Origin of the sequence: Salinarimonas ramus (assembly GCF_014645695.1) — a bacterium.
In the GTDB taxonomy this organism is placed as follows: domain Bacteria; phylum Pseudomonadota; class Alphaproteobacteria; order Rhizobiales; family Beijerinckiaceae; genus Salinarimonas; species Salinarimonas ramus.
This window is the reverse complement of the sequence record NZ_BMMF01000007.1, coordinates 238,230-263,839: the sequence shown is the minus strand read 5'-3', so window position 1 is coordinate 263,839 and position 25,610 is coordinate 238,230. Positions and strand designations below refer to the sequence as shown.

The following is a 25,610-nucleotide window of genomic DNA, read 5'->3' as shown; positions in this document are numbered from 1 at the left end:
GACATAGATGCGGATAGGCGTGCAGCGCTCGTCTCAGGTGACGCCGCCCTTTTTGGTAGTAAGTTTTCCAAGTCGTAGCTTTACGACCGTTTTGTATATCGGGTGGCATAAGCCGGTAGCCGTGTCAGCGGAGGAGATTAACGTCGTCGTGCCACTCAGCGCCACCGGTGTCGCGGCTCGCACTCGCGTGCAGTGTAGAACTGGCAGCACCGATGCTCACTTCGCTTGATCGCGGTCTTTCCATCGGTCGCGGTCGCGGCAGCGGTGACGGCGGGAGGCGTAGGCTGGTGGTGGAGGATGGCTCGCGAACGGGAGCGGCATGCTCTGACGCGATCTGCGACAGCTCGCCGGCTGCCAACGAACCACCCGTGCCTTCGGCGTCGCAGCCGGCTAGTACACCGTTGTTCTCGTCCGCTTGCTCGTGCTGCGCGGAAGAGTTCTCGGGGGCACCGGCGATTTCGACATCCGGCACCATGTTCTCGTCGGTCGCTACCTCACCGACGTGCTGCGTTTCCGGATCATTCACGCGGGTCAGCGTACCGCCGAGACGAGTCGCGAGCGGCACGATACGTTCTTTTGTCGCCAGGCCGACGAACGTTCGCCCGCTCGGATCGGCCGCACGACGAACCCCGGCAGCGGTGAGTGCGCGAACCGCGTGGGCGTCTGGTGCCTGGGGCAGGCGTACAACGTAGATCTCGCGGTCCTCACTAGCCGTCTCTTCTACCACCTGGAGCATCGACTGCCCGACGAGCCGCAGTTCAGCAACGCGCTTCTGGTTGGACAGAATTTTTTTACAATGCTCCATCAGACCCAAGCATAAGGCCGGATCACTCAGCTCAGATATCGGAAGAAGGCATGATGCAGCGAAGGTCAAATTCTTCTTACCTTCGGCAATCATCATACGATCCAAGCTTCGCAAATTTTTACGATATAATTTGTTTTTATCTGCAAGCGAGTCTTGATTCAGTGTCGTCATCTCACGTCTCCATCAGACGGAATAATTTTGATCCAGAATGCACCTGAAGAAAACCAGATTTTTGACTCTGCACTGTTATCTATACGACATATATTTTCCCGGTCAGTGTCACGGCTTTTGTTTGGTCCAGAAGCGTCCGCAAAGCCCGTGTAAGGGTGTCTAGCCGCAGATTTGGCGGAATCTGACTCGCAGCGGCCCGAGCCCGCGTAGCGCCTATTCGCGGAGGCGACAGGCGCTGTTCACGAAATCGTGAGTGCTGGAGCATTCTCATCATGCGCCGCTCGGAAGACTGCGCACACCGGTGAGGAATGGCTATCGAAGCCTTGGAATTGCCTCGTCCAACTTACGGCTTGCGACCGGCTTCGGCTCCTTCTTCGTGCTGTAGCGGCCGGTCATCCCGCTCACGGCACGCTTTTGCTCGATCGGAGCGGTAGCCCTCCGCACGGGGCTCGATGCGTCACCGATCGCCCGCCTTCGGCCGGCGCGCCGGACGTACCGGCTGTGACGAGGCGCGCGACCAGGGCGCCACCTCGCGGCGCTCGACCCATGGAATGAGCGTGATCGGCACGCGCTCGAGGTGCGCGGTCACGATGGGCAGCTTCGCGAGCGTGACGAGTTGCAGCTTGAGCTCGGCTGCGTCGCAATAGCGCTCGGTGGTCTCGTCCGTTCCTCCGTGGCCGAGCAGATCCGCACGGATCTCGGCTGCGACCCCGCGCTGCTTGAGCACGTTGCCGAACAAGTGCCGGACCTGATGTGGAGTGAGGCCGGCACGACGGATCGCCGGCGTAAGCTCGTCGTAGAGCCGGTCGCCGAGCGGGCTCTTCGAGGAGGGGGAGTAGAGATCCGGGAACAGCCGCTCGTGCCCGAGCGCAGCGAGCGCTGCGGCGTATTCGAGTAGCCCGAGGCGCATCAGCTCGGGATGCAGGGCCAGCGTGCGCTCCGACTGGACGTTCTTGAGGCCGCGAAAGCCGTTGGGGCGAACCAGAACATGCGGCGGCGCGCCAGCCTCGGTGACGATGTCGGCCACGGCGAGACCGCAATACTCCTCGCGTCGCAGGCCCTGGTAATGGGCCAGCATCGGCCCGAAATACGCCGCGCGGTGGAAAATCCGCTCGCCCGGCACATCCGGCGCGCGCCAGTCGCGGCAGCCGACGAAGACGGGCGAGCGGAAGAAGGCTTGTGCCTGCTCGAGCTTGGGCTTGACCCGCTGCTCGCGCCCTCGCTTCGTCTGAGCGACACGAAAGGCGCTCGTATCGACCTCGGGAGCCGGTGCGCAGCCCGACCGCCGCGCGGCGACGACGAGCTGGCCGAGAAAGGTGAGGTGCCGGTTGCGCGTCCCGGGCTCCAGCCCGCGCTTCTCGATGGGCTTGGCGCGGGAGATGCGCCTGATTTCGGCGATGCTGCGCGCGGCGTCGCGCCGGCTCTTGCCGAAATCCCGATGGACTTCACGCAGGAAGGCGTCGAAGTGATCGAGATGCTTCTGGCGCAGGGCCGTCATCGAGACGATCCCCTCGGTCTCGGCGAGGAAACGGGCGAACAGCCCGAAGATCATGCGTGCCTGGCGCTCCGTCTTCGGGTTCCAGCGCCCGTCCTGTACGTTTCTCGCGACGAGGCGCTCGCCGAGCGCCACGATTTCGTTGCTCGACGCGTCGGCCCGGACGAACGCGGGCCGCGCTGCGGCGGATGAGGCAGCGCCCGGTTCCGGGCGGTATTCGGATGTGGAGCCGCGGCCGGCCACCGCGGGCGGCGGCGTGCCGGCGAGGGCGCATGTTGACGGCGCGGCGTCGGGTGCGGACGACGAAGTCGGGGACAACGCCGCCGCGTCGGCGGTCGCGGGGGCGAGGACGGCCGTTGGCGCAACGTGAGGCGCCGCGGCCGGCATCGGCGCACAGGCCGTCGGCACGCGAATCGTCGGCGCAGACGAGGTCGGCGCGGAAGTCGTCGGCGCGACGGGGATCAGCGCGCACGAGCCCGGCACGGAGGAGCTCGGTGTGCAGGGAGCCGAGTCGGTGGGGGACGGCGCTACGCGACCGCCTTCGGCACGGCAGGGCGTGTCGCCGAAAACAGCGAGGCCGGACGGGTCGCGGTCGTGGCGAGCGGAACCGGCGAGGAGCGCCTCGGCGACGGCGCGCAGGTAGACGGGCTCGGCGCGGGCGACGTTGCCGGGGGTGGGCTCCGCCCCGACCGCGCCGAGCAGGTCGGCGAGCCGCGCCTTGGAGGCGCCGGCGAGGCCAGTGGCCTGCAGCGCCGCGAGCGCGGCAGCGCCGGCCTGGATTGCCGCCGCCTCGTGGCCTTCGGCCGCGAGGACGGCGCTTCGCTCGGGTGTGAGGGCGGCGTGCGGGCCGAAGCGCGCCATCGCCCGGAAGGCGATGCCGATCGCCCGCTCCTCCTCGCGCACCCGCTCGGAAAGCGTCCCGTCCTGGCGCTCCAGGGCGCAGAGCGTCTCGAGCTTGTGCCGGTGCGCCTCGAGCGCGCGGGCGAACAGCCCGGCGAGCTGCTCCCCGGAGACGACCGCCGGATCGGCCTCCCTGAACACGATCTGCGCCTCCGCGTCGAGCTGGGCTGCGAGGTAGCGCGCCGCGCCCGGCTCCTTGGTCCTGAGCGACAAGCGTAGCTGAATTCGCCCGTGCGCGCGAGCGAAGGCCTGCGGCAGACGCCGGCGCCAATAATAGACCGCGCCGCGGCGCTCGAGATTGACCGTTAGCCCCATCTCGCCGAACCTCCGCCTGTGCGGGGAGGTTGCGGGGCCTCGTTCCGGCCCGTGTCCCACCCCCGTGTCCCGGTCCTGTGCCCCGATCGGGGCACGACGTACCCAGCCGGCGAGATAAGCCTGCTGGTTCAGGGACTTGGGTAGGATTGGCTGGGGCGCCAGGATTCGAACCTGGGAATGGCGGTACCAAAAACCGCTGCCTTACCGCTTGGCTACGCCCCAATCCCGCGGGTCACCCCGCGCGGCGGAGGCGGACCATAGTGCGGGTTCCCGCCCGAGGCAACGCCTTTCGGACGCGATCTCGCCCGCGACGCACCCGCCCGCAGAAATCTCCTCGCACCCGCGAAACAGCGCTTGCACCCGGCGAACCCTCCCGCTATATCACCGGCCTCACCAGGGGACCGGAGTGTAGCGCAGCCTGGTAGCGCACCTCGTTCGGGACGAGGGGGTCGCAGGTTCGAATCCTGCCACTCCGACCAAACACTCCTATCATCAGACACTTCGACCCCACCACCCGTGGACAGTTTCGCGGACCGAAACGCGCGCTCGTCCGAGCGGTCTCACGCGCCACCCCGCTCCACCTCCTTCTCCCCGCCCGCCCGCGGCAGCAGAATCGCCACCGCTGCGGCGCCCACGAGGGTGGTCGTGCCGGCGACGAGGAAGAGGGCGACGAAGCGGCTCGGGTCGGCGAGCGTCGTCGCGTCGCCCGATCGCGCCAGCGACGCGCCCAGCAGCGCGATGCCCGCCGCGAAGCTGCTCTGGCGCAGGATCGTGGCGATGGCCGAGACCATGCCGGCCCGCTCGCGCGGGGCGAAGGTCATGATGACGCTGGAGACCTGCGTGTTCAGCGCCGCCGCAGCCGCGCCACAGGCGAGCATGCCGGTGAGCGCGAGCGCCATCGAGCCCTGCGCCGCGGCCGCCCAGGCGAGGACGAGGCAGCCGAAAGCCACGATCGCGAGCCCCGCCGCGAAGAACGTCCGCGCACCCGTCGCGACGAGGAGGCGCGCGCCGAGGAAAGGCAGGAGCAGCATCGGCAACGTCGCAGCGAGCATCAGCCACGAGATCGCCGCGCGCGAGAGCCCGGCGCCCTCCTCGAGGAAGAGCGGCAGGTAGACGAGGATGGACCAGTACCCGATCGAGAGCGCGACGGGCACGAGGCATATGCCGAGGAAGGCCGGATCGCGCATCAGCGAGAGCTCGAGCATCGGCTCGGATCCCAGAATCTGCGTGAGGACGAAGGCGACGCAGGCGCCGAGGACGATGGCGACCGCCAGCGCGACCGGAATGGTGACGCCCGCGATCTCCGTGCCGTGCAGGAGAAACCAGACGAAGCTCGTCAGCGCGAGCGAGAGGGCGACGACGCCCGCATAATCGATGGAGCGCGCCGCCGGATTGCGGCTCTCTGCCGCGACGCGCGGGACGGCGAGCGCGATGAACAGGCAGATGGGGATGTTGATCAGGAACACCCAGCGCCAGCCGAGATATTCCGCGATGAGGCCGCCGCCCGCCGGGCCCGTCGCGACGGCGAGGCCCGTGACGGTCCCGAGGAGCGCGAAGGCGCGTCCGCGCGTCGCCGGCTCGTGGAAGCGCTCGGAGAGAAGGGCGAGGCAGCCGCAGATGACGAACGCGGAGCCGACGCCCTGCGCGGCGCGTGCGGCGTAGAGCGTGACGGCGTCGGTCGCGAGTCCGCAGGCCAGCGAGGCCAGCGCGAAGACGAGATTGCCCGCGAGCAGCACGCGTCGTCGCCCGTAGCGGTCCGCAAGGGCGCCCGCGCTCGACAGCAGCACGACGAAGGCGAGGCTGTAGGCGTCCATCACCCAGGCGAAGCCCGAGACGTCGAGCCCGAGATCCGCCCTGATCGCCGGCATGGCGACGACGACGGCGGTGATGTCGAAATTGACGATGAAGCCGGCCAATGCGAGGACGAGCGCCGTCGTCGCGTCCCCCGCACGGGGGGCGGACGCGCCGCGGGCGCGGATGAGGAGCGACATGGAGCGCCTCGCTTTCGGGTCGTCGGGGCCGGGATGGTCCGCGGGGAGGGCCGCGGCCGGGGCGCCGTCGGCCGCATCGTCGAGGGGGCCGCGTCTTCGTGGATGGCGCGCGGTCACGCAACCCAGTATGCACGCGGCTCGACGATGTGCAAGACGTCGGACGATTCCTCCGAAAGCCCCCTGCGAAGGCGCCGGCTTTCTCCGCGCCGGGGCGGACCTCCGTCAGTTCTCCGTCGGGTCGTACTCCCGTGCGCCTTCCGTCTCGGGAAAGTCGAGGTCCGAGCGGCGCAGGCGGATGGCGACGTCCTCGGCGATGGGGGAGAGGTTCGCCGCTTCGTAGTCGTTGAGCGTCGGCAGCGCGCGCAGCTGGTTGAGCGTGTAGGCCGCGATGAGGCGGTCGTTGCGCACGATCACCTCCGAGAGCGGCAAGAGCACGGTGCGCCCGCCGAGGCGATCGTCGTAGGCGACGACGAGGCTGCGCTGCTCCTCGAGCCCCACCACCACGTCCTGCACGGTGCCGACGCGGCTGTCGTCGCCGAGCGCGACGGGCGCGCCTTCGAGGTTCGAGACCAGGAATTCGCGATCCTCCGGGCCGGGCACGGGGAGGAGGCGGTTGCCCAAGGTCTCGACGGGCTCGCCGGTGACGGGGCCGCTCCCCTGCTGGGCGAGGGCGGGCGCGGCGGAGAGGCAGGCGGCCGCGACGAGGGCGGCCGTGAGGTTGGCTGTTCTGGTCTTGCGCATTCATCACTCCATCGTGGCTTTCGGCTCACGAGGGGATGCGCGAGAGGCGCCGAGCGTTCCCGGGCGCGTCGACGCGGCTCAGAGCCCGATGGCGCCGAGCGCCAGCGCCAGGGCGGCGGCGCCGGCGAGGGCGAGGCGCAGGCGCCCGAACCATTCCGGCGCCTCCTCGCGGCAGACGAGGCCGTAATCCAGGAGGCCGAGCGCCACGTGCAGGCCGCACAGGGTCCAAAGCCGCGCTTCGCCGGGCAGCGCCAGCGCCGCGAAGGCGAGGAGCGAGGGCACGACGGAGATGACGTATTCGCGCCGGGCGGCGTCCTGCTCCTCCATCGCTACCGCGATGCCCCAGCGGATGCCGCCCAGGAAGGAGAGGATCAGCGCCCCGTAGGCCGCGAGGGCGAGCCCGAGCGCGTCCGCGCCCCAGCCGAGATCGGCACCCGCGAGGAGCGCCACGGCCGGCACGTAGAACGGGATCAGCCCCGCGGCCCCGAGGACGAGCGGGACGGGCGGGATGGACGCGTCGGCTTTCATGCGGGTGCGGGCTCGCGGCTCTGGAGGGGAGGCGCCGAGCGCGCGCCCGGCCGGCCAGACATAACGCCCGTGGCCGCGCTTGCAAGCTCACAGGCGCGCCAGCGCCCGCTCCAGAGCAGCCACGCAATCGCCGTCGAGCGCGCTGCCGCTGTCCGCGTGCAGGATCGAGAGCGCCTTCTCCACGGGCATGCCCGCGCGATAGGGCCGGTCGGCGGTGAGCGCGTCGAACACGTCCGCCACCGAGAGGATGCGCGTGTCGAGCCCGATCTGCGGGTCGCGCAGGCCGTAGGGATAGCCGCGGCCGTCGAGGCGCTCGTGATGCGCGCCGGCGATGCGGGCGAGGTCGCCGAAGGCGCCGATGCGCGCCAGGATCAGCTCGCTGTCGCGGGCATGGTTGCGCATGGCGACCCATTCGACGTCGTCGAGCTTGCCGGGCTTGTCGAGGATCGCGTTCGAGACGCCGAGCTTGCCGATGTCGTGGAGGAGCGCGGCGCGCCCGAGCCAGGCGCGCCGGATCGGCGGGAAGCCGATCTCCTCCGCGACGAGGCCCGCGAAGAAGGCGACGCGCTCGGAATGGCCGGCGGTGTAGGGGCTCTTGGCGTCGATCACCTGGGCGAAGGCGTTGGCGACGCGGTCGAGCCCGTCGCCGTCGAGACGCCGCACGTCCCGCGCCGGCGGGAGCGCGAGGACCGTCGCCTCCAGATCGGTCGCGGCGAGCGCCTCCCAGAAGCCGGGCGCGGCGGCGGCGTCGGCGAAGGCCTCGACGATCCGCGGATCGAACCAGGTGCCGGCGCGCTCGCGCACCTCCTTCAGCGCCGCCGCGCCGCCCCGGGCGGAACGGAAGACGTCGGCGACCTGCGCGAGGAGCGCGACGCGCGCTGGCAGCGCGATCGCCTCGCCCGATATGCCGCGCGGGCGCCCGCCGCCGTCCCAATGCTCGTCGAGGTCGCGGATGCCGCGCGCCACGGTCTCCGAGAAGCCCATCGCCCGCGCGATCCCGGCGCCGCGCTCGCAGCGGGTCTCGATGAGCTCGCGGGCGATCTCGCCGCCGTTGCGGACGATCTCGATCACCGCCGAGAAGCGCGCCGCGAGCCCGTGTCCGAGCCCGGTATGGTCGAGGACGAAGCGCAGCGCCTGGGGCAGGCTGTCGCCCACGAGCTTGAAGTCGTGCTTGAAGGTGCGATCGTCGGTGAGGTAGAGCGCGCAGATCCGCGCCGCGTTGGACGAGCAGCCGAGGTCCTTGAGCAGGACCGCGTAGAACAGGTCGGATGCCGTAGCGGCATGGAGCCCGAGCCGGCAGCCGATCTCGTGGGCGATGTAGGCGCAGCGCAACGCGTGTCCGGGGGGCTGCCCCTCGGTGATGTCGAGGGCGTGCGAGAGCGCGCCGAGCACGTCGGCGAGGGCGAGCTCGCCGGCCTCGGCCTCCGGCAGGGCGGGGAGCGCGAGCGGCTCGGACGCGACAGAGGGCGCGAGAGGCTCGTCGGCGGGGGCGAGGCTGGCGGACATGCGACCAGCGTCTCACCGACGCCTTGCGGCCGACTTAACGGAAGGCGTGGCCCTCAGTCGCGGCGGAAGACCACGCTCGCGAGCCAGCCGAGGAAGATCGCCGTGCCGGCGGTGCCCAGCCCGTAGACGAGGGACTGGTTCTCGGCGAGCGCCGTGATCCGCTGCTCGAAGCCGATCTTCACGAGCTCGAAATTCGTCCGGTCGACGGCCAGCAGCGAGCCGTCGGCGAAGAGCATCACCTCGACCTCGTAATTGCCCGGCGGGGAATCCGCCGGCAGGACGATGGCGGAGCGGAAGATCTCGGGCGTCATGAAGGTCACGCCGCGGTCGCTCTCGACGTAGAGGCCCAGCCGCCGCTTCAGCCGCACCAGCGCCTCGCGGAAGGTCGCCTCGCGCCCGCCGCGCGCGACCGTGTCGCCGATATCGCGCCCGAGGCCGTCGAGCCCCACCGCCAGCCGGTCCCGCAGGGCCGGGGCCGCGATCTCGTCGAGGGGCGCGGAGGTGAGGGCGGCGTAGAAGGCGGGGACGTTGGCGAATTTCTGCTGCTCGCCGTTGATCCAGAGGAAGCCGCGCTCCTCGCGCAGGCGCACGGTCACCGTCTGCATCGGCCCGCGCACGATCACTGCGGCCTGGTAGGGCCCGGTGCGCGAGATCGTCTGCGCGTCCCGCCGCACGGCGCCGAAGAGCACGACCTGCGAGCCCGTATAGTTCGAGGTGATCGCCACCTGGTGGCTCGACAGCGAGGTGACGAGAGATTCGGCCCGCGCGCCCGTGCCGAGGACGGCGCTCGCGAGCACGAGGAGGAGGGCGGGGAGGAGGGCGGGGAGGAGGGCGAGAGAGCGGATCATTCCACCGCCTCCGCGCCGACCTGCGTGATCGAGAGCGAGAACAGCTCGTCGGGCTGCACCACGAGCTCGACGGCGAAGCGCAGGCCCACCCCGAGGATGAGGAGCGCGAGCAGGAAGCGGAAGACGTCCGCGCGCAGGTTCGCGCTCGCGCGCGCGCCGAACTGCGCGCCGAACACGCCGCCGACGATGAGCATCAAAGCCAGCACGAGGTCGACCGCCTGGTTCGCCACGGCGTGCAGGACGAGGGCGGCGAGGGTGGTGCACAGGATCTGGAACTGGGAGGTGCCCACGACGATGTTCGTCGGCACCTTGAACATATAGAGCAGCGCCGGCACCAGGATGAAGCCGCCGCCGATGCCCAGCATGGCGCCCGCGAAGCCGATGAACATGGCGATGCCCCACAGCGGGATCACGCTCACGTAGAGCTTCGAGCGCGGGAAGCGCATGCGCAGCGGCAGGCCGAGATAGGCCGGGTGCTCGCCCGCCCGCCGACGCGGCCGCGGCTTGCCTTTGCGCGATTGCAGGAACTCGCGGATGCTCTCGCGCAGCATCAGCGATCCGACGACGGTGAACAGCGTCACGTAGGAGACGACGATGAGGAGGTCGAGCTGGCCCGCCCGTCGCGCCGCCGCGAACAGCCAGACGCCGAGCGCCGTGCCGACGAGACCGCCTGCGACGAGGACGCCGCCGAGCTTCAGGTCGATCGCGCGCCGGCGCAGGGCGGCGAGGCCGCTCGTCGTGGAGGAGGCGACGATCTGCGCCGTCTGCGTCGCCACGGCGACGGCCGGAGGGATGCCGAGGAAGATCAGCAGCGGCGTCATCAGGAAGCCGCCGCCGATGCCGAAGAGGCCGGAGATGAAGCCCACCGCCGCGCCCAGCCCCAGGATGGTGAAGAGGCTCACCGTCATCTCGGCGACTGGCAGGTAGATCGACACGGACGGTCCCTCGTGCCGGAGCCGCGGCTCCGACGCTCACGCGATACGACAAGGCCCGCGGCGCGAGAAGCCGCGGACCTCTTCCTGCCCGTCATCCGTGACGGCCTTGTGGCCGCTCGTGCGGACGATCCGTCGGATCACCCCGCCAGGCGCGACGCGGTGCCGCGACGATCGGGCAGGAAAGCCGCACGATCGTTCCATCCATGCGCGGGCATGGCAACCTCGTTCGCGTCGGAATCCGGCGTTTCCGGCCGCCAGGCGTCCGCCGCGGAGCGGGCGAGGACCCGCGCAGGCTCGTCGAGGCGCTGCGCGAGCTCCTCCATGCGCACGCCCGCGTCCGAATCGCCCTGCGCCGCCGCGATGGCGAACCAGGTGTAGGAGGCCGGGATGTCCTGCGGCGCGCCCAGCCCGCGGGCGAGGAGGACGGCGAGATTGTACTGGCTGTCGCGCACGCCGTGCTCCGCCGCGCGCCGGAACCAGCCGATGGCGCCGGTATAGTCCGGCGCACCGCCGACCGCGCCCTCGGCGAGGAGGACGGCGAGATTGTGCATGGCGGTGACGTTGCCGCTCTCCGCCGCGCGGCGATACCAGACCTCCGCGGCCGCCGGGTCGCGGGCGACGCCCACGCCCTTGTCGTAGATCTGGCCGATCCGGTACTGCGCCGGAACGAGGCCGTTCTCCGCCAGCCGCTCGAACAGGATCGCGGCGAGCGCCGGGTCGCGCATGGCGTCGCGGCCTTCCGAGAGGCGCGCGGCGAGCTCGAAGATCGCCGCCTCGTCACCGGCGAGCGCCGCGTTGCGCAGGCGCGCCGGCGCGGCGGAGGCCGGGACGTCGAGGCCCGCGACGAGGGGCGAGACGGGTCCGGCGGGGATCACGGCCGGCTCGGCCGCGGCGCCCGCGCCCGGCACCACGCGTGCGGCGAAGGCCGTCGCCTCGTCGCGGCGCGGAGGCAGGAGCACCTCGCCGCCGGCGTCCGATGAAGGGCCGGGGATGACCAGGTCGCTCGCGGGTATGCCCGAGGAGAGCGGCGAGGCCGGCAGCCCCATGAAGGAGGGCATGGTCGGACGCGGAGCGTCCGCGTTCGCTCCCGGCGGGATCGTCTGCGTGGTCGTCGGCCCGGCCTGGAGGGGCGCGGCCTCGATGGGCGCGGGGTCGGACGCGGGCGCGTCGGCCGCGATCCCGGGCGCGCCCGGAACGGCCGGCGCCTCGATCGAGGCCCGAGGCTCCGCGACGGAGACCGGCGCTTCGCCGCGCTGGAGCATCGAGGAGACCTGCAGCGCGCCGATGGCGAGCACGATGGCGGCGAGGCCCAGGAGGAGCGGCTTGCGACGGCGCTCGAGCACGCTCTTCATGCGCGCGGCGAGACCGGCGGGCGAGCCCCCCTGTCCATCGGCCTGCGGCGCGTCGCGCTGCACGGCGGCGGCCTCGGCGGCGGCGGATTGCGCGGCGCGGCGGGCGGCGGCGATGAAGCTCGCCTTGATGTCCCCGCCCTCGGCGTCCTCCGCGGGCGCGGCGGCCCGGCCCTTGCGGCCCTTGGCCGGCTGCGGGCGACCGGAGCCGGGCTCGAGCAGGATGTCGTCGAGCGCGGCGTTGGTCGCGGCGTCCATCTCGCCGAGCAGCGCGGCCGCGGCCGTGTCGGTCTCGCCGAGCGGGAGCGCCGTCTCGCGGGGCGCGGCCTCGCGGGGGGCCGGGTCCGGCTCGGGCGTGCGCGGCGCGGTCGAGCGGAACGCGGACAGGTCGAAGCCGCGCTTTGCGGACGCCTCGCCCTCCGCATCCACCTTCGCGGGAGCGGCGTCGAATTTCGCAGCGGCGGGCTCCTTGTCGAGGTTCGGCCGGCGCGCGGGGGCCTCCGCGGCCTGCTTGCGCGGGCGCGGATCGCGCGCGGCGCCGCCGGCTTCGAGCGTGGCGAGACGCCCGACGAGCGCCTCCAGCGTGCCGTGCACGGCGGTGAGCGTGTCGCGGCTGCGCCGATCGGCTTCCGCCTGCGACGTCTTCAGACCCTCGATGGTGCGCACGAGATCGGAGAGCGCGCCGTCGTCGAGGGCGCTCGGCGCCGGCTCGCGGGCGCCGTTGCCGAGCCCTTCCTTGAGCCCGTCGACCTGCGCCATCAGATCGCCCATGGCGCGCTCGAGGGTCGCGAGGGCGGGGTCCGGATCGCGGCCGCGCTCCAGGCGCGCGGCGATCTCCGAGATCTGGCGCTCGAGCCCCTCCAGCGCGTCCGATCCCTCGCGCTGCGGCTCCTCGAGCTTGGCGGCGAGGCCGGCGAGCATCGCCTCGAGCGGCTTGAGCCGATCCGCGTCGCGGGGACTCTCCAGGCGCTCGTCGATCTTGTCGAGACGGCGCATCAGGCCGTCGATGTCGAGCGGCGGCTCGGCCGGCTTCGCGTCGCGCAGGCCGTCGAGCTTCTCGGCCATGACGTCGAGGCGCGCGACGAGCGCCGCCGGCGCGAACGCCTCCTGGCGCGACCCGAGCCGCTCCTCCAGCATCTCGATCTGGCGCGCCACGGGGGACACGTCGACGGCCGGCCTGTCGGCGGCGAGCGCGTCGAGCCGGGCGCCGAGCGCCTCGATCTGGCTCGCGATAGGGCCGAGGTCGACGGGCGCGGCGACGCTGCCCGCCCGCTCCAGCTTCGCGGCGGAGCCGGCGAGCCCCTCGATCTGCTGCGCGAGGGCGCCGATATCGGCGCGCGAGAGCAGGCCCGTGACGGATTCGAGCTTGTCGGCGAGGGTGTCGATGCGCCCGCCGAGCGCCGCGATCGCCTCGCGGTCGCCCTCCTCGCGGGGCGACGTCAGGTGCTCGCGGATGTCCTCCACCGCGGCGCGGACGCCGGCGAACTCGATCGGGTCGACCTGGGCGCGCCCGATCCGCTCGATCTGGCGCGACATCTCCGCCACCTGCTCGGCGAGATCCGCGACCCGCGTCGGCTCGGCGATCTCGCCGAGGAGCGCGCGCAGCTCCGAGACCTCGCCGCCCAGCGCCTGGATGGTCTGCGCGTCCGTGCCCGAATCCGCGATGAGGTCGACCTTGTGGGAGAGCGCCTCGACGGCGGAGACGAGGCCGTGGGGCGCGTTGCGGGCCACCTCGTCGGAGAGGCGGCGCATCTCCGTCTCGAGCCGGCCGAGCGTCGCGCTCATGGCGGCGGCGTCGGGCCCGCCGGCCTGGCCGAGCTTCGCCTGGATCAGCGCCTGGGAGGTCTCGCGGGAGAGGCTGCGCAGGATGTCCTCGAGCGCGCCCACCTCGCCGCGGGTGGCGAGGCCGGAGACCGTCTCGCGCAGCTGGTAGAGCTCCTCGCGCACGGCGTCGACGCCGGGGACGGGCTCGTCGGGCGTCGAACGCACGCTGTCGAGCTGGCCCGCCAGCTTGGAGATGTCGGCGCGGAGCCCCTCGAGGATCTCGGAATGGCTGCGCCCCAGGCGCTGGACGACGGCCTCCACACGGGCGGCGTCCGCACGGGTGGCGTCATCCTGGCGCGGCGCATCGTCCGGACGCGGCGCGAAGCGCGCGGCCAGCGCCGGCGCGGGGGCACTCTGCGGATCCTCCAGCGCCTGCTGGCGCGAGCGGATCTCGGCCACCGCTTCCTTCAGCTCGTCGCGCACGGAGAGGCCGCGGCGGCCGCGCGGAGCGGCGTTCGCCTCCGCGATGCGCTCGGAAATCGTCGCGATGCGCTGCTCGAAGCCGCGCAGCGCACCCTCGATCTTGGCGTCGATGGCGGCATCGCGCGCCGCGTCGCGGTCGCGCTCGGCGGCGTTCTCCTCGCGGCGGCGGGTCTCGAGCTTGGCGAGGTGCTGCTCGACCTTCTCCACGGCCTTGAGCGCGGCGTTCATGGAGGGCTGGTGCCCGTCCGCCACGCGCCGCTCGATGTCGTCGAGGCGTCGCGTCATCAGGCCCAGCGCCTCGCTGAGCACGCCGGCGGTGCGGTCCTGCCGCTCGGCGGCCGAGCGCGAGCTCTCCGCCATGCGGTCCTCGGCGCGCTCGATCCAGCGCGCGACGGAATCGAGCGCCTCCGCCGTCTTCGCGGCGCTCTCGCGGGCGCGGCGGTCCTGCTCGGCGGTGAGGGAGGCGATGACCTGGTCGAGATTGCGGGTGGAGGACTGCACGCGCGCCTGCGCCTGCGCCGGCTGCGCGGCATGCGCGCTCTGGGCGGACGACCCGCCGCGGGTGATCTTGCCGAGCCGGCTCGCGACGCCGTCGAGCTCGTCGTAGCCGCCCTGCGGCGCGGCTTGCGCGGGCGCCTGCGGCGCGGGCTGCGCCGTGCGTCGGCGCACCGGAGCGTCCTGGTAGGCGCGGCTGGCGCGGTCTGCGATGGCGACGGAGAGCCATTCGTCGAGGCTCATCCCCGCGCGTCGCGCCGCTTCGCGCGCCGCGTCGCGCACGTCCGGATCGAGCCCGTCGAGGCCCCAGGGGGCGGAGTGTGAAACGTTCTGCCGCATCGCCGCGCTCTCGGTCCTGTTGCCGGCCGGATTGCCGCGGGACGGTCGATGTCGGTCGTCGAGCCGAAGAGCCCGAGAGAGGAAGGCGCCGCCCCGACGCGCCTGCCCCGGCGGCGCCCGCCTCCCTCCGGAGGTTGATGGACGGTTGCGAGCATGCGCCGACGCCTCGACTTTTCCCGGTCAAGGTAAATACCGGGTTAACCGAGCCTTCGGAATTGCTAATGACCCGGCGTTCGGGGCCGAGCTTTCCCGCGGCCGCAGCCTTCGGTCAGGGACCGGCGAGGCGGCTCTCCGCGAGGCTGCGGGCGTGCTCGCGCTCGTCGGCGCCGAGCCGCTCCAGCTCCTCGTCGAGCCAGGGATCGGCGAGGCCCTGCGCGGACGCGGCGAGATGCCAGGCCGCGGCCTCCACCGGATCCTCGGGGACACCCCGGCCCGTGGCGTAGAGCCGCGCCAGGCGGTTCTGCGCCACGGCGTTGCCGTTGAAGGCGGCCTCGCGGAACCAGCGCGCCGCCTCCTCCTCGTTCGTCGCGATGCCCTCGCCGTTGAAGAGGGCGATGGCGTACTCGACCATGCCCGGGACGTCGCCGTTGCGCGCGGAGCGGGCGAACCAGGCGGCGGCGGCGATGGGGTTCTCCTCGAGCCCGCGGCCCTCGGCGTAGAGCACGCCCAAGGCATGCTGCGCGGTGGGGATCTCCGCCTCGGCCGCCCGGCGCACCAGATCCGCCGCGCGGGCGAGGTCCGCCTCCGCCTCGGAGCCGAAGAGGAGGAGGGCGAGATTGTAGGCCGCCCGCGGATGGCCGGCCTCGGCCGCCTGCTCGAGCAGCGCGCGCCCCGCTTCCGGATCGGCCTCGCCGGTGGCGCCCTCGATCTCGATCATGGCGAGAGCGAAGAGGGCGTTGGGGTCGCCTTCGCGCGCGGCGAGGCGATACCAGTCCGCGGCGCGGGCCACGTCCTGGGGAATGCCGAGCCCCTGCGCGTAGAGCTCGCCCAGCAGCGTCATCGCGGCCGCGTCGTCCGGCGCGCTCTCGAGACGCTGCGTCGCGCGGTGGAAGGCGGTGAGGTAGTAGCCGCGCTGGTAGGCGCCGTAGGCGAGGTCCGCGCCGGGTGGCGCGTCCGCCGCGACGGGCGGCGGGGCGGCGAGGGTGGTGTCGCGAAAGCGGCTCGTCTGCACGGGCTCGGCCGTCGCGGGCGAAGAGAGGAGCGGCGCGCCGGCATCGGGAGCGAGCGTCTCGACCTCGACCGCCTGCGGGACGTCCCCGACCGGCGCCTCGCTCGCGGCCCCATCGCTCTCCTGCGCGCGCGGCGCCGCCACGCCGAGGACGAGCCCGGCGAGCGCCGTCGCGAGGATGAGCCGCGCCGCTTTCACGAGCGCGTCTCCTCCGCGAGCCGCGCGCGCTCCGCATCGGCGGCGTCGAGCGCCGCGCGGACCCGCGCGAGCGCCGCCGCCGGCCCGTCCGGCGCCTCGAAGGCGGCCTCGCCCAGCCCGATGAATTCCGCGCCCGTGCGCGCGAGCGCCTCGACGTCGTCGAGGCTCGAGGCGAAGGCGATGCAGGGCGTCTCGAAGATCTCCGCCCACCAGGAGGCGCGCTCGATCGTCGTCTCGAGCGCCGGCAGCGAGCCGTCCGCGCGCGGCTCGCCGAAGAGGATGTAGTCGACGCCGATCTCGCCCGCCGTCATGGCGTCGTGGCGTGTCTTGAGAGCGCCGACGCCGACGACGCGCTCGCTCTCCAGGCGCTCGCGCAGGCGCCGCGCCTCGGCGAGGTCGCGCGCGTGGACGCCGTCGGCGCCGCCGCGGGTGGCGATGCGCGCGAGATCGAGCTCGTCCGCGCCGTCCTGGCCGGACGCTCCGCGCCCTTCGACCGCGAGCACGACGGCGCAGCCCGCCTCCTGCGCGACCGGGGAGAGCGCCTTGACGTGGTTGATCAGCATGCGCTCGTCGGCCGCGGGCAGACGCAGGAGCACGGCCGCGACGACGCCGCCCTCCGTCGCTTCCCGCAGGCGCGGGGCGAAGGCGGCGGGGTCCGCGACGAGCGGGGTGACGAGGGTGATCAGGGTCGGCGTCACGAAAGCCTCATGCGCTCTGGCGCAACCGTCCATCGGCGAAAGCCGGCTTGGCTCCGCGTGCGGCGCGCGCTATCGACGCGACGCGCGGCCCGCGTCCTCTCTTGCCGCCCCGCGACCGCCGGCGCAAGAGGGTGTCGCGAGTGGACGGGCGAGGGAGGACGCGGGCCGCGCCGGCCGCTCGAACCGCAGAGAAGACCGCCCGTGCGCAAGCTCCCCGCCCGATCCGCCCCGTTCCTGTTCGCGCTCTTCCTCTCGGGGATCATGTCGCTCATCGTCTCGGGCCTCGCCACGGCGCGCGCCGTGGGCTTCGAGGGATTGTTCGTCACCTGGATGAGCGCGTGGGTCATCTCCTGGGCGATCGCGTTTCCCGGCGTCCTCACCTTCGCGCCCCTCGTGCGCCGCATCGTCGCGCGCCTCGTCGAGCCGCCGCCGACGGGCTGAGCGCGGGGTCGCTCAGGTCGCGGCGAGGACGGAGCGCTCGATCTCCGCGGCGAGCTCCTCGTCGAGCCCGAGCCGCGCGGCGAGAAGATCGAGATAAGCGCGCTCCGCCGGATGGTCGGGCACGGCGGCCAGGAGCGAAGCCGCGTAGAGCTCCGCCGCCATCTCCGGTGTACGCGCGGCGCGCACCACCTTCTCGACGTCGAGGGGCGCGGCGAGCTCGTCCATGACGAAGGCCTTGGCCTCCGCGTCGAGCTCCAGCGCCTCCACATGCGCGAAGATGCGGCTCTGCTCCTGGGCATCGATATGCCCGTCCGCCTTCGCGCCCTGGATCATGGCGACGAGGACGGCGCGAGCCAGCGCATCCTCGCCGCCGGGGGCGTTCGCGGGCGAGAAGGGGCTCTCCGAGGGCGGAGGCAGGAGCGCGGGCTCCCCCGCCGGCATCAGATGCGTCGCGCCCGCGGCGGCTTCGGGCGGCGGGAGCGGCGCGCCCGTCGCGGCCTGACGATTGCGCCAGGCGGTGTAGGCGAGGCCCGCCACCGCGGCGAGACCGCCGACCTTGAGCGCCGTGCCGGCGGTGCGACCCGCGAACTTGCGCGCCTTCTTGTTGCCCACCAGCAGCCCCACGACGCCCCCCGCGAGGGCGCCCTTCAGGAGATCGCCGTTGCCGCCGCCGCGCGAGGCGCCGCCGTTCGCGGCGCCCCCGGCCTGCCCGAGCAGCTGGCGCGCCTGCGCCTCCAGCCCCGAGAGATCGCCCGCGCGCGCGGAGCCGAGGACCTGATCGAGGAGCTTCTTGGCGTCGAGCATGGATGAGGGTTCCGGATGGTGAGCTTTGTAGATCGGGAGATGGGCGTGCGCCGGCGTGGCCGCAAGATCGTCGGTCGAGACCGTGTGGGACGAGCTCAGCCGTGGCAATGCGCGCAGGTGCCGGTGATCTCCAGCACCTGCCGACGCGGCGCGAAGCCCTCCTGCGCCAGCATCCGCGTCACCGCCTGGGCGAGGGGAGCGGGCGAGACCTCGTCCACGCCCCCGCACGCGTCGCAGATCAGGAAGGCGACGAGGTCGTGGGGCGCGTGCGCGTGCGGGCAGGCGGTGAAGGCGTTGCGGCTCTCGAGCTTGTGGACGAAGCCCTGCTCGATGAGGAAGTCCAGCGCGCGGTAGATCGCGATCGGCGCGAGCCCGCGCCCCGACTTGCTCTCCCCCGGCTTGTCGTCGGCGTCCTTGGCGTTGAGCGCGTCCAGGATCTCGTAGGCGCCGAGCGGCGCGTGGCTCTCGAGCAGCGCCTCGAGCACCGTCCGCCGGATCGGCGTGAGCCGCACGCCCCGCTCCGCGCACGCCGCCTGCGCCGTCGCCAGCGCCTCGGGAAGCGCGGCGGCGCGGGCATGCGCGTGCGCGCAGGAGGCGTCGTGGTCGTGGGGATGATCGTGGTGCGAATGATCGTGCGCCATGCGTGACGATATAGCATCGCATGACGAAGTGTGCCACGGCTCGTCCTTCCTTGCGGGGAGGTGGCGGTTCGGGTGCTTTCATCGGATGCCGCGTTGCTCTTGCGCAACAGCGCAGCTTTCGCGCACCCTTGCGGCAGGCGCCGCGGCGCGGCACGCTTTGACGAAAAGCGCGTCGGCTTATAAAGATCGTAACGACTGCAAAGCAAATTCCATGCCGGTGAGCCCGGCTGGGCGGTCGTGGGGTCGCGCATGAGTCTGTCGCAACGTATGGAGCTGCGCCAGGGACAGTCCCTGGTGATGACGCCGCAGCTCCTGCAGGCGATCAAGCTCCTCCAGCTCTCCCATCTCGACCTCGTCGCCTATGTCGACGCGGAGCTCGAGCGCAATCCGCTGCTCGAGCGCCACGAGGAGGGCGGCGAGGCCCCCGACGCGCGCGAGCGCCTCGACGGGCCGGACCCGGTGCCGGACGTCGCCCGCGAGGAGGCGCCGGCCTGGGACGCGGACACGCTCACCGCCGATCGCTCGTCGCTCGAGAGCGACCTCGACACCTCCCTCGACAACACCTTCGATCCCGACGGCGCGGCTGTGGGCCCCCAGCCGGAGCCGCAGGCCTTCGCCGAGGGCGATCGTCTGGCGCTCGCGCCGGGGCCCTGGACCGGCGTCGGGCCCGGCGGCTCCTTCGACGGGGAGGAGCAGGATTTCGAGGCGCGCCTCACCCGCGAGACGACGCTCGCCGAGCACCTCGCCGCCCAGCTCGACCTCGCGATCACGGACCCGATGGAGCGCCTCGTCGGGCGCTTCCTCGTCGACGCCATCGACGATGCCGGCTGGCTCGCGGAGAGCGTCGAGGCCGTGGCCGAGCGGCTCTCCTGCGAGGTCGCGCTCGTGGAGCGTGTGCTCGCCGCGATCCAGCGCTTCGACCCCTCGGGCGTCGGCGCGCGCGATCTCGCCGAATGCCTCGCGATCCAGCTGCGCGAGAAGGACCGGTTCGACCCCGCCATGCAGGCGCTGGTCTCGCGCCTCGACCTGCTGGCCAAGCGCGACCTCTCGGCCCTCAAGCGCCTGTGCGGCGTCGACGACGAGGATCTCGCCGACATGATCCGAGAGATCCGCGCGCTCGATCCGAAGCCTGGGCGCGCCTTCGGCGGCGCGCCGGTGGAGGTGCTGGTGCCCGACGTCTTCGTGCGCCCGGCGCCCGACGGCTCCTGGCTCATCGACCTCAACCCCGACACGCTGCCGCGCGTGCTCATGAACCAGGCCTATTATTCCCGCGTCGCCCGCGCGGCGAAGAGCGAGACCGAGCGCGCCTTCGTCACGGAATGCCTGCAGAACGCCAACTGGCTCACCCGCTCCCTCGACCAGCGGGCGAAGACGATCCTCAAGGTCGCCACCGAGATCGTGCGCCAGCAGGACGGCTTCTTCGCCAACGGCGTGACGCATCTGCGCCCGCTCAACCTCAGGACGATCGCCGACGCGATCGGCATGCACGAATCGACGGTCTCGCGGGTCACCTCGAACAAGTCCATCGGCACGCAGCGGGGCGTGTTCGAGATGAAGTACTTCTTCACGGCGGCCATCTCGGGCACGGGGGGCGATCAGCATTCCTCGGAGGCCGTGCGCCACCGCATCAAGCAGCTCATCGACGCCGAGCGACCGACCGCGATCCTCTCCGACGATCAGCTGGTCAAGATCCTGCGCGGCGAGGGCATCGACATCGCCCGGCGCACGGTCGCCAAGTATCGAGAATCCTTGCGCATTCCCTCCTCCATCGAGCGGCGCCGGGCCAAGGGCGGCTAGAGGCGTGGGCGGGATCGCGCGAACGCGAGCCGGGGACGAGCGGACCCCGGCGGCCCGCGCTTCGTTGACGGATGCGCCGCGCGTCCCTACCACTGGACGGAAGGAACGGTGCGTGAAGCCCGTCGCGAGAGAGGGGGAGAGGAAGACGATGACCCTGCGGATCTCCGGCAAGAACATGGACATCGGCGAGGCCCTGCGCGGACAAGTGCAGGAACGCGTCGACGCCGCCGTGGCCAAGTATTTCGACGGCTCGGTCACCGGGCACGTGACCGTCGAGAAGGAGGGCACCGGGTTCCGCACGGAATGCGTCATCCACCTCCCCACCGGGGTCACCCTCGAATCGCAGGGCATGGCGCACGACGCCTATGCCGCTTTCGACCAGGCGGCGCACCGGATCGAGAAGCGGCTGCGCCGGCACAAGCGCCGGCTGCGCGACCATCAATCCGACGCCAAGGGCAACAAGATCGCCCCGATCGAGGCCGCATACGCCATCCTGGAGGCGCCGGCGGAGGACGTCGACGAGGACGTCGAGGCCTCGGAGGAGGAGTACAGCCCCGTCGTGATCGCCGAATCGACCCGCGCGCTGCACCGCAGCTCGGTGTCGGAGGCGGTGATGGAGCTCGACCTGTCGGGTGCGGCTTTTCACGTGTTTCTCCACGCTGGCACCGGACGCATGAACGTCGTATACCGCCGCCACGACGGGGCGATCGGCTGGATCGATCCGCCCGAATCGGCGCGCTGAGGCGCGCCGCTCCAGCCGCCCCCGAAAGGGACCGATCACGAGGAGCTGCGATCTCGGACGTCACGTCGCATAGACGACCCGCGGACCATTGCGGGTCGCCGGCGGTCCCGAGGCTGAACGATCGTCATGGCGCTTGTCGAACTCCTTTCCCCAGATGCGATCGCGCCGGCCCTCAAGGTCGGCGGCAAGAAGCAGGCCTTGCAGGAGCTGGCGGCGCACGCCGCCGCGCTCACGGGCCTCGACCAGCACGCGATCTTCGAGACGCTGCTCCAGCGCGAGCGCCTGGGCTCCACCGGCGTCGGCGAAGGCATCGCCATTCCCCACGGCAAGCTGCCGAGCCTCGACCGGCTCTTCGGCTTCGTCGCGCGGCTGGAAAAGCCCATCGACTTCGACGCCATCGACGGCATGCCCGTCGACGTGCTCTTCCTGCTGCTCGCGCCGGAGGGTGCGGGGGCGGATCATCTCAAGGCGCTCGCCCGCGTCGCCCGCGTGCTGCGCCGCCCCGGCGTGCTCGAGCGCCTGCGCGCGGCCCACGACGCCTCCGCCATCTACGCGGTTCTGACCGAGAATTCCGAGCCGGCGGCAGCGTGAGACGAGCCGGCGGCGCGTGCTAGCATCGCGGCCTTGGCGTCACCTTCCCGAGGCCCGATCCCGATGCCCGCCGCGGCCACGCTGCCGATCCTGCTGCTCCTCGTCTCCAACGTCTTCATGACGTTCGCCTGGTACGGCCACCTGAAGTTCCCGAGCCAACCGCTCTGGATCGTGACCCTGGCGAGCTGGGGCATCGCCTTCTTCGAGTACTGCCTCGCCGTGCCCGCGAACCGGATCGGCCACGGCGTCTATTCCGCGGCCGAGCTGAAGACGATCCAGGAGGTGATCACGCTTAGCGTCTTCGCCGTCTTCTCGGTGACGGTCCTGAAGGAGGCGCTGACGATGAACCACCTCGTGGGATTCGGCTTCATCGCGCTGGGCGCCTTCTTCGTCTTCAAGGGGCCGTTGTGAGCGGGGGCACGAGCCTGAGACGTCAGTCGACGAGCACGACGTTCATGGGCCCCAGCTCCTCGCCACCGCAGCGCATGACGACACGAATGTCGTCGTAATCCTGATCCGTCCACTGTCCGATGTAGGGCGGGCGATCTTCCCAGCCGAAGTACATGTACTCACCGGGATTGCAGACCTCGGTGTTGCGCGCGGGCGTGCGATTGCGCTGCGCGTTGCCGGGCACGATGGAGTCCGGATGATCCGGATCGCACTCCTCGGCCGTGCGGCAACGGATCGTCTCGATGAGGTCGCGGTACTCGGTGTTGTACTGCGCGACGCCGCCGCGCATCGTCGTGTCGGTATAGTGATCCCAGCGGGCGTTCGTACGCCGGGCGGCGGCGCTGGTGCGCGCATTGCGGATGTTGATGAGATGGTAGCTCAGCGACTCTCCCGGCCCGCACTCGACGGAGATCGTCTCCGGCGCGGCGGCGACGCCCTCGTTGGTGTTGTCGGCGATCTTCAGGAACCCGTCCTCGCGAAGGCCGCTCTCGCTGTGGATCACCCCGAGCCGCTCCCTGCGGTCTTCGTGGAAGCAGTAGATCCGCAGCTCGTTGTAGTCGGCCGCTTCGACGCTGAGATTCGCACGTTCGATCTCGAAGGGTGTCGTCCGCTGGTTCGCGGCAGCGGTCGCCGTGACGCCGACATCCACCTGCGGCACGAGGAATGACGCCAAGGTCATCGGGATAGCGGCGGAGGCATCGACACGGACGCGGTGGGTGCCGACGAGGCTCGCCGTCGCGGTGAATTCCGGCACGTCCACGCCCGTCTGGAGCAGGAGCCCGGCAAAGACCTCCTGCGCATCCTGCTGGCGTCCCTGCAGCGACATGGTGGCGAGATGGATCGCGGTCGCGTCGGCTGCGCGCTGGAGCTCGGCCTTGACGCTCGTCGCCCGCCCGTAATCCACGGCCGCGCCGGCCAGCCCCAGCAGCGGCACGACCGAGAGGCCGAAGGCGATCACGGTCGCGCCGCGGCGGTCCGAGATGAAACGGTTGACCAGATCCATGGAACACTCCCACGATTCGACACGCATTCGAGTCGCATTTGCGCGAAATGCATGCCAATCGCGGCCGTGCCGGAATGGGACGTTTCGTGCCGTCGCGGTAAGACCTCGTTCACCTCCGCTCTCGCGATTGCGTCCGAGCGCCCCAGCGTCTACAGCCGTCGCGACAGCCGGGATCTCGATCATGACCGACGCGACATCGCCCTCCATCACCCCCGCGCTCGTGGCCGAGCATGGCCTCAAGCCAGACGAGTACGAGCGCTTCGTCGCGCTCATCGGGCGCGAGCCGACGCTCACCGAGCTCGGCATCGTCTCGGCGATGTGGAACGAGCACTGCTCCTACAAGTCCTCGCGCATCCACCTGCGCGGCCTTCCGACCTCGGCGCCGTGGGTGATCCAGGGCCCGGGCGAGAACGCGGGCGTCATCGACATCGGCGACGGGCTCGCCTGCGTCTTCAAGATGGAGAGCCACAATCACCCGAGCTTCATCGAGCCCTATCAGGGCGCGGCGACCGGAGTGGGCGGCATCCTGCGCGACGTCTTCACCATGGGCGCGCGGCCGATCGCGGCGCTCAACGCGCTGCGCTTCGGCTCGCCGGACCATCCGAAGACGCGCCATCTCGTCTCGGGCGTGGTCGCGGGTATCGGCGGCTACGGCAATTCCTTCGGCGTGCCCACCGTCGCGGGCTCGGTCGGCTTCCACACGGCCTACGACGGCAACATCCTCGTCAACGCCATGGCGGTGGGCCTCGCGCGCACCGACGGCATCTTCACGGCCAAGGCGACGGGGGTGGGCAACCCCATCGTCTATCTCGGCTCGAAGACCGGGCGCGACGGCATCCACGGCGCCACCATGGCCTCTGCGAGCTTCGACGAGAGCGCCGAGGAGAAGCGCCCCACCGTGCAGGTGGGCGACCCCTTCGCCGAGAAGCTGCTGCTCGAGGCCTGCCTCGAATTGATGACGACGGGCGCCGTCGTCGCGATCCAGGACATGGGCGCCGCCGGCCTCACGTCCTCCGCGGTCGAGATGGGGGCCAAGGGCGATCTCGGCATCGAGCTCGACCTCGACGCCGTCCCCTGCCGCGAGGAGGGCATGAGCGCCTACGAGATGATGCTCTCCGAGAGCCAGGAGCGCATGCTCATGGTGCTCGAGCCCACGAAGCGCGAGGTCGCCGAGGCGATCTTCCGCAAGTGGGGGCTCGACTTCGCCGTCATCGGCAAGACCACCGACACCCTCCGCTTCGTCGTGAAGCACCAGGGGCGCATCGAGGCCGACCTGCCGATCAAGGAGCTCGGCGACGAGGCGCCGGTCTACGACCGCCCCTGGCAGCCGACGCCGGCGCGCCCCGTGATCGAGGCCGCGGACGTGTCCGCGCCCGTGCCCGACGAGGAGGCGCTGCTCAGGCTCGTCGGCTCGCCGGACCTGTGCTCCAAGCGCTGGGTCTGGGAGCAGTACGACCACCTCATCGGCTCGAACACCGTCCAGCCGCCCGGCGGCGACGCGGCAATCGTGCGCGTGCTGGAGGGGCCCAAGGGCCTCGCTCTGACGACGGACGTGACGCCGCGTTATTGCGAGGCGGATCCCGTGGAGGGCGGCAAGCAGGCCGTGGCGGAGGCCTGGCGCAACATCTGCGCCGTCGGCGGGCGCCCGCTCGCCATCACCGACAACCTGAATTTCGGCAATCCCGAGCGGCCGCACTACATGGGCCAGCTCGTCGGCTGCCTGAAGGGGCTCGGCGAGGCCTGCCGCGCCCTCGACTTCCCCGTCGTCTCCGGCAACGTCTCGCTCTACAACGAGACCAACGGGCGCGGCATCCTGCCGACGCCTACCATCGGCGGCGTCGGCGTCGTGGACGATTGCGCGGTCCACGCCACCATCCCCTTCCGGCGCGAGGGCGACGCGATCGTGCTCTTTGGCGAGACGCGCGGCTGGCTCGGCGCCTCGCTCTACCTCGCCCTGGTCTGCGGCCGTGAGGAGGGCGCACCGCCGCCCGTCGACCTCGCCGCCGAGCGCCGCGCGGGCGAGCTGGTGCGCGCGCTGATCGCGGAGGGCGTCCTCGACACCATCCACGACCTCTCCGACGGCGGTCTCGCGGTGGCGCTCGCCGAGTGCTGCACGGGCCGCGGGATCGGGGCGCGGATCGACGTGCTGCCGGAGGGAATGCCGAGCCACGCCGCCCTCTTCGGCGAGGACCAGGGCCGCTATCTCGTCGCCGTTCCGGCGGAGCGCCTCGATACCGTCCTCGCCCGCGCGCAGGCGGCGGGCGTGCCGGCCACGCGGCTCGGCGAGACCGGCGGGGATGCGTTGATTCTGCCCGGCGCTCGGGCCATATCTGTGTCGTCCTTGAAGGACGCACACGAATCCTGGCTGCCCGCCTACATGGCGGCCGAGCCGGCCTGACGGAGAGGCGACCC

Annotated in this window: 20 protein-coding genes and 2 tRNA genes; 7 read left to right on the top strand and 15 right to left on the bottom strand. The window is 71.7% G+C overall.

What is annotated here, in order from left to right; all coding sequences use genetic code 11:
* Nucleotides 1-124: 124 nt before the first annotated feature.
* The 3 genes from IEX89_RS13715 to IEX89_RS13705 all read right to left on the bottom strand — a co-directional run bounded on the left by IEX89_RS13715 (nt 125) and on the right by IEX89_RS13705 (nt 3,908).
* The gene (locus tag IEX89_RS13715; protein ID WP_188913795.1) at nt 125-976 is read right to left on the bottom strand and encodes a hypothetical protein; all 852 of its coding nucleotides are present in this window, start codon (nt 974-976) and stop codon (nt 125-127) included.
* 457 nt (nt 977-1,433) lie between these two features.
* Nucleotides 1,434-3,686 (bottom strand): DUF6538 domain-containing protein, encoded by a 2,253-nt coding sequence (locus IEX89_RS13710; RefSeq protein WP_188913794.1) that lies wholly within the window; start codon nt 3,684-3,686, stop codon nt 1,434-1,436.
* 147 nt (nt 3,687-3,833) lie between these two features.
* Nucleotides 3,834-3,908, bottom strand: a tRNA-Gln gene (locus IEX89_RS13705).
* Nucleotides 3,909-4,088: 180 nt separating this feature from the next.
* On the opposite strand from IEX89_RS13705, the gene IEX89_RS13700 reads away from it, so the two are divergent.
* Nucleotides 4,089-4,165 (top strand) — tRNA-Pro (locus IEX89_RS13700).
* A gap of 81 nt (nt 4,166-4,246) precedes the next feature.
* Here IEX89_RS13700 and IEX89_RS13695 read toward each other — a convergent pair.
* The 9 genes from IEX89_RS13695 to IEX89_RS13655 form a co-directional block, all read right to left on the bottom strand.
* Nucleotides 4,247-5,677 carry an MFS transporter gene (locus IEX89_RS13695; protein WP_188913793.1) on the bottom strand — a complete coding sequence of 477 codons (1,431 nt, stop codon included), beginning with the start codon at nt 5,675-5,677 and terminating at the stop codon, nt 4,247-4,249.
* Nucleotides 5,678-5,899: 222 nt separating this feature from the next.
* Nucleotides 5,900-6,418 carry a PRC-barrel domain-containing protein gene (locus IEX89_RS13690; RefSeq protein WP_188913792.1) on the bottom strand — a complete coding sequence of 173 codons (519 nt, stop codon included), beginning with the start codon at nt 6,416-6,418 and terminating at the stop codon, nt 5,900-5,902.
* A gap of 78 nt (nt 6,419-6,496) precedes the next feature.
* Nucleotides 6,497-6,946 carry a DUF3429 domain-containing protein gene (locus IEX89_RS13685; protein ID WP_188913791.1) on the bottom strand — a complete coding sequence of 150 codons (450 nt, stop codon included), beginning with the start codon at nt 6,944-6,946 and terminating at the stop codon, nt 6,497-6,499.
* An 87-nt stretch (nt 6,947-7,033) separates the two neighbouring features.
* A complete protein-coding gene (locus tag IEX89_RS13680; protein ID WP_188913790.1) occupies nt 7,034-8,452 on the bottom strand; it encodes an HD-GYP domain-containing protein in 1,419 nt (472 codons plus the stop codon).
* Nucleotides 8,453-8,505: 53 nt separating this feature from the next.
* Complete coding sequence (locus IEX89_RS13675; protein WP_188913789.1) at nt 8,506-9,300, bottom strand: TIGR02186 family protein; 795 nt, start codon at nt 9,298-9,300, stop codon at nt 8,506-8,508.
* Nucleotides 9,297-10,235: a sulfite exporter TauE/SafE family protein gene (locus IEX89_RS13670; protein ID WP_188913788.1), complete on the bottom strand. Its 939-nt coding sequence runs from the start codon at nt 10,233-10,235 to the stop codon at nt 9,297-9,299. Before IEX89_RS13670 ends, IEX89_RS13675 begins: the two co-directional genes overlap by 4 nt.
* Nucleotides 10,236-10,372: 137 nt before the next feature.
* Nucleotides 10,373-14,665, bottom strand: coding sequence for an SEL1-like repeat protein (locus IEX89_RS13665; protein WP_188913787.1), 4,293 nt, complete (start codon nt 14,663-14,665; stop codon nt 10,373-10,375).
* 268 nt (nt 14,666-14,933) lie between these two features.
* Complete coding sequence (locus tag IEX89_RS13660; RefSeq protein WP_244645408.1) at nt 14,934-16,031, bottom strand: tetratricopeptide repeat protein; 1,098 nt, start codon at nt 16,029-16,031, stop codon at nt 14,934-14,936.
* Complete coding sequence (locus IEX89_RS13655) at nt 16,028-16,729, bottom strand: thiamine phosphate synthase (RefSeq protein ID WP_244645407.1); 702 nt, start codon at nt 16,727-16,729, stop codon at nt 16,028-16,030. Before IEX89_RS13655 ends, IEX89_RS13660 begins: the two co-directional genes overlap by 4 nt.
* A gap of 201 nt (nt 16,730-16,930) precedes the next feature.
* Here IEX89_RS13655 and IEX89_RS24450 point away from each other — a divergent pair, with 201 nt between their 5' ends.
* Nucleotides 16,931-17,170 (top strand): DUF2798 domain-containing protein, encoded by a 240-nt coding sequence (locus IEX89_RS24450; RefSeq protein WP_244645405.1) that lies wholly within the window; start codon nt 16,931-16,933, stop codon nt 17,168-17,170.
* A 12-nt stretch (nt 17,171-17,182) separates the two neighbouring features.
* On the opposite strand, the gene IEX89_RS13645 is transcribed toward IEX89_RS24450, so the two are convergent.
* Nucleotides 17,183-17,974 carry a tellurite resistance TerB family protein gene (locus tag IEX89_RS13645; RefSeq protein ID WP_188913784.1) on the bottom strand — a complete coding sequence of 264 codons (792 nt, stop codon included), beginning with the start codon at nt 17,972-17,974 and terminating at the stop codon, nt 17,183-17,185.
* A 95-nt stretch (nt 17,975-18,069) separates the two neighbouring features.
* The gene (locus tag IEX89_RS13640) at nt 18,070-18,615 is read right to left on the bottom strand and encodes a Fur family transcriptional regulator (RefSeq protein ID WP_188913783.1); all 546 of its coding nucleotides are present in this window, start codon (nt 18,613-18,615) and stop codon (nt 18,070-18,072) included.
* A 249-nt stretch (nt 18,616-18,864) separates the two neighbouring features.
* Between IEX89_RS13640 and rpoN the strand changes: the two genes are divergently transcribed.
* From rpoN to IEX89_RS13620, 4 genes are all read left to right on the top strand, one after another.
* On the top strand, nt 18,865-20,412 hold the full coding sequence (rpoN, locus tag IEX89_RS13635) for an RNA polymerase factor sigma-54 (protein ID WP_188913782.1): 1,548 nt from the start codon (nt 18,865-18,867) through the stop codon (nt 20,410-20,412).
* A 148-nt stretch (nt 20,413-20,560) separates the two neighbouring features.
* A complete protein-coding gene (gene hpf / locus IEX89_RS13630; protein WP_188913781.1) occupies nt 20,561-21,154 on the top strand; it encodes a ribosome hibernation-promoting factor, HPF/YfiA family in 594 nt (197 codons plus the stop codon).
* A gap of 126 nt (nt 21,155-21,280) precedes the next feature.
* Entirely contained in the window at nt 21,281-21,745 is a 465-nt protein-coding gene (ptsN, locus tag IEX89_RS13625; protein ID WP_188913780.1) for a PTS IIA-like nitrogen regulatory protein PtsN, read from the top strand.
* 24 nt (nt 21,746-21,769) lie between these two features.
* Nucleotides 21,770-22,156: a DMT family protein gene (locus tag IEX89_RS13620; RefSeq protein WP_373290585.1), complete on the top strand. Its 387-nt coding sequence runs from the start codon at nt 21,770-21,772 to the stop codon at nt 22,154-22,156.
* 22 nt (nt 22,157-22,178) lie between these two features.
* Here IEX89_RS13620 and IEX89_RS13615 read toward each other — a convergent pair whose 3' ends face one another.
* Nucleotides 22,179-23,405, bottom strand: a complete 1,227-nt coding sequence (locus IEX89_RS13615; protein WP_188913778.1) for a pilus assembly protein TadG-related protein — start codon at nt 23,403-23,405, stop codon at nt 22,179-22,181.
* On the opposite strand from IEX89_RS13615, the gene purL reads away from it, so the two are divergent.
* Nucleotides 23,380-25,596, top strand: coding sequence for a phosphoribosylformylglycinamidine synthase subunit PurL (purL, locus tag IEX89_RS13610; RefSeq protein WP_188913777.1), 2,217 nt, complete (start codon nt 23,380-23,382; stop codon nt 25,594-25,596). The two genes, IEX89_RS13615 and purL, sit on opposite strands and share 26 nt — an antisense overlap.
* Nucleotides 25,597-25,610 lie beyond the last annotated feature (14 nt).

What these genes read in the sequence shown, in the direction of transcription:
- IEX89_RS13680 (WP_188913790.1), bottom strand. Translation starts at nt 8,452, where the DNA reads ATGTCCGCCAGCCTCGCCCCCGCCGACGAGCCTCTCGCGCCCTCTGTC.
- IEX89_RS13710 (WP_188913794.1), bottom strand. Translation starts at nt 3,686, where the DNA reads ATGGGGCTAACGGTCAATCTCGAGCGCCGCGGCGCGGTCTATTATTGG.
- ptsN (WP_188913780.1), top strand. Translation starts at nt 21,281, where the DNA reads ATGGCGCTTGTCGAACTCCTTTCCCCAGATGCGATCGCGCCGGCCCTC.
- IEX89_RS13675 (WP_188913789.1), bottom strand. Translation starts at nt 9,300, where the DNA reads ATGATCCGCTCTCTCGCCCTCCTCCCCGCCCTCCTCCCCGCCCTCCTC.
- IEX89_RS13640 (WP_188913783.1), bottom strand. Translation starts at nt 18,615, where the DNA reads ATGGCGCACGATCATTCGCACCACGATCATCCCCACGACCACGACGCC.
- purL (WP_188913777.1), top strand. Translation starts at nt 23,380, where the DNA reads ATGACCGACGCGACATCGCCCTCCATCACCCCCGCGCTCGTGGCCGAG.
- IEX89_RS13715 (WP_188913795.1), bottom strand. Translation starts at nt 976, where the DNA reads ATGACGACACTGAATCAAGACTCGCTTGCAGATAAAAACAAATTATAT.
- IEX89_RS13615 (WP_188913778.1), bottom strand. Translation starts at nt 23,405, where the DNA reads ATGGAGGGCGATGTCGCGTCGGTCATGATCGAGATCCCGGCTGTCGCG.
- IEX89_RS13645 (WP_188913784.1), bottom strand. Translation starts at nt 17,974, where the DNA reads ATGCTCGACGCCAAGAAGCTCCTCGATCAGGTCCTCGGCTCCGCGCGC.
- IEX89_RS13695 (WP_188913793.1), bottom strand. Translation starts at nt 5,677, where the DNA reads ATGTCGCTCCTCATCCGCGCCCGCGGCGCGTCCGCCCCCCGTGCGGGG.
- rpoN (WP_188913782.1), top strand. Translation starts at nt 18,865, where the DNA reads ATGAGTCTGTCGCAACGTATGGAGCTGCGCCAGGGACAGTCCCTGGTG.
- IEX89_RS13685 (WP_188913791.1), bottom strand. Translation starts at nt 6,946, where the DNA reads ATGAAAGCCGACGCGTCCATCCCGCCCGTCCCGCTCGTCCTCGGGGCC.
- IEX89_RS13665 (WP_188913787.1), bottom strand. Translation starts at nt 14,665, where the DNA reads ATGCGGCAGAACGTTTCACACTCCGCCCCCTGGGGCCTCGACGGGCTC.
- hpf (WP_188913781.1), top strand. Translation starts at nt 20,561, where the DNA reads ATGACCCTGCGGATCTCCGGCAAGAACATGGACATCGGCGAGGCCCTG.
- IEX89_RS13690 (WP_188913792.1), bottom strand. Translation starts at nt 6,418, where the DNA reads ATGCGCAAGACCAGAACAGCCAACCTCACGGCCGCCCTCGTCGCGGCC.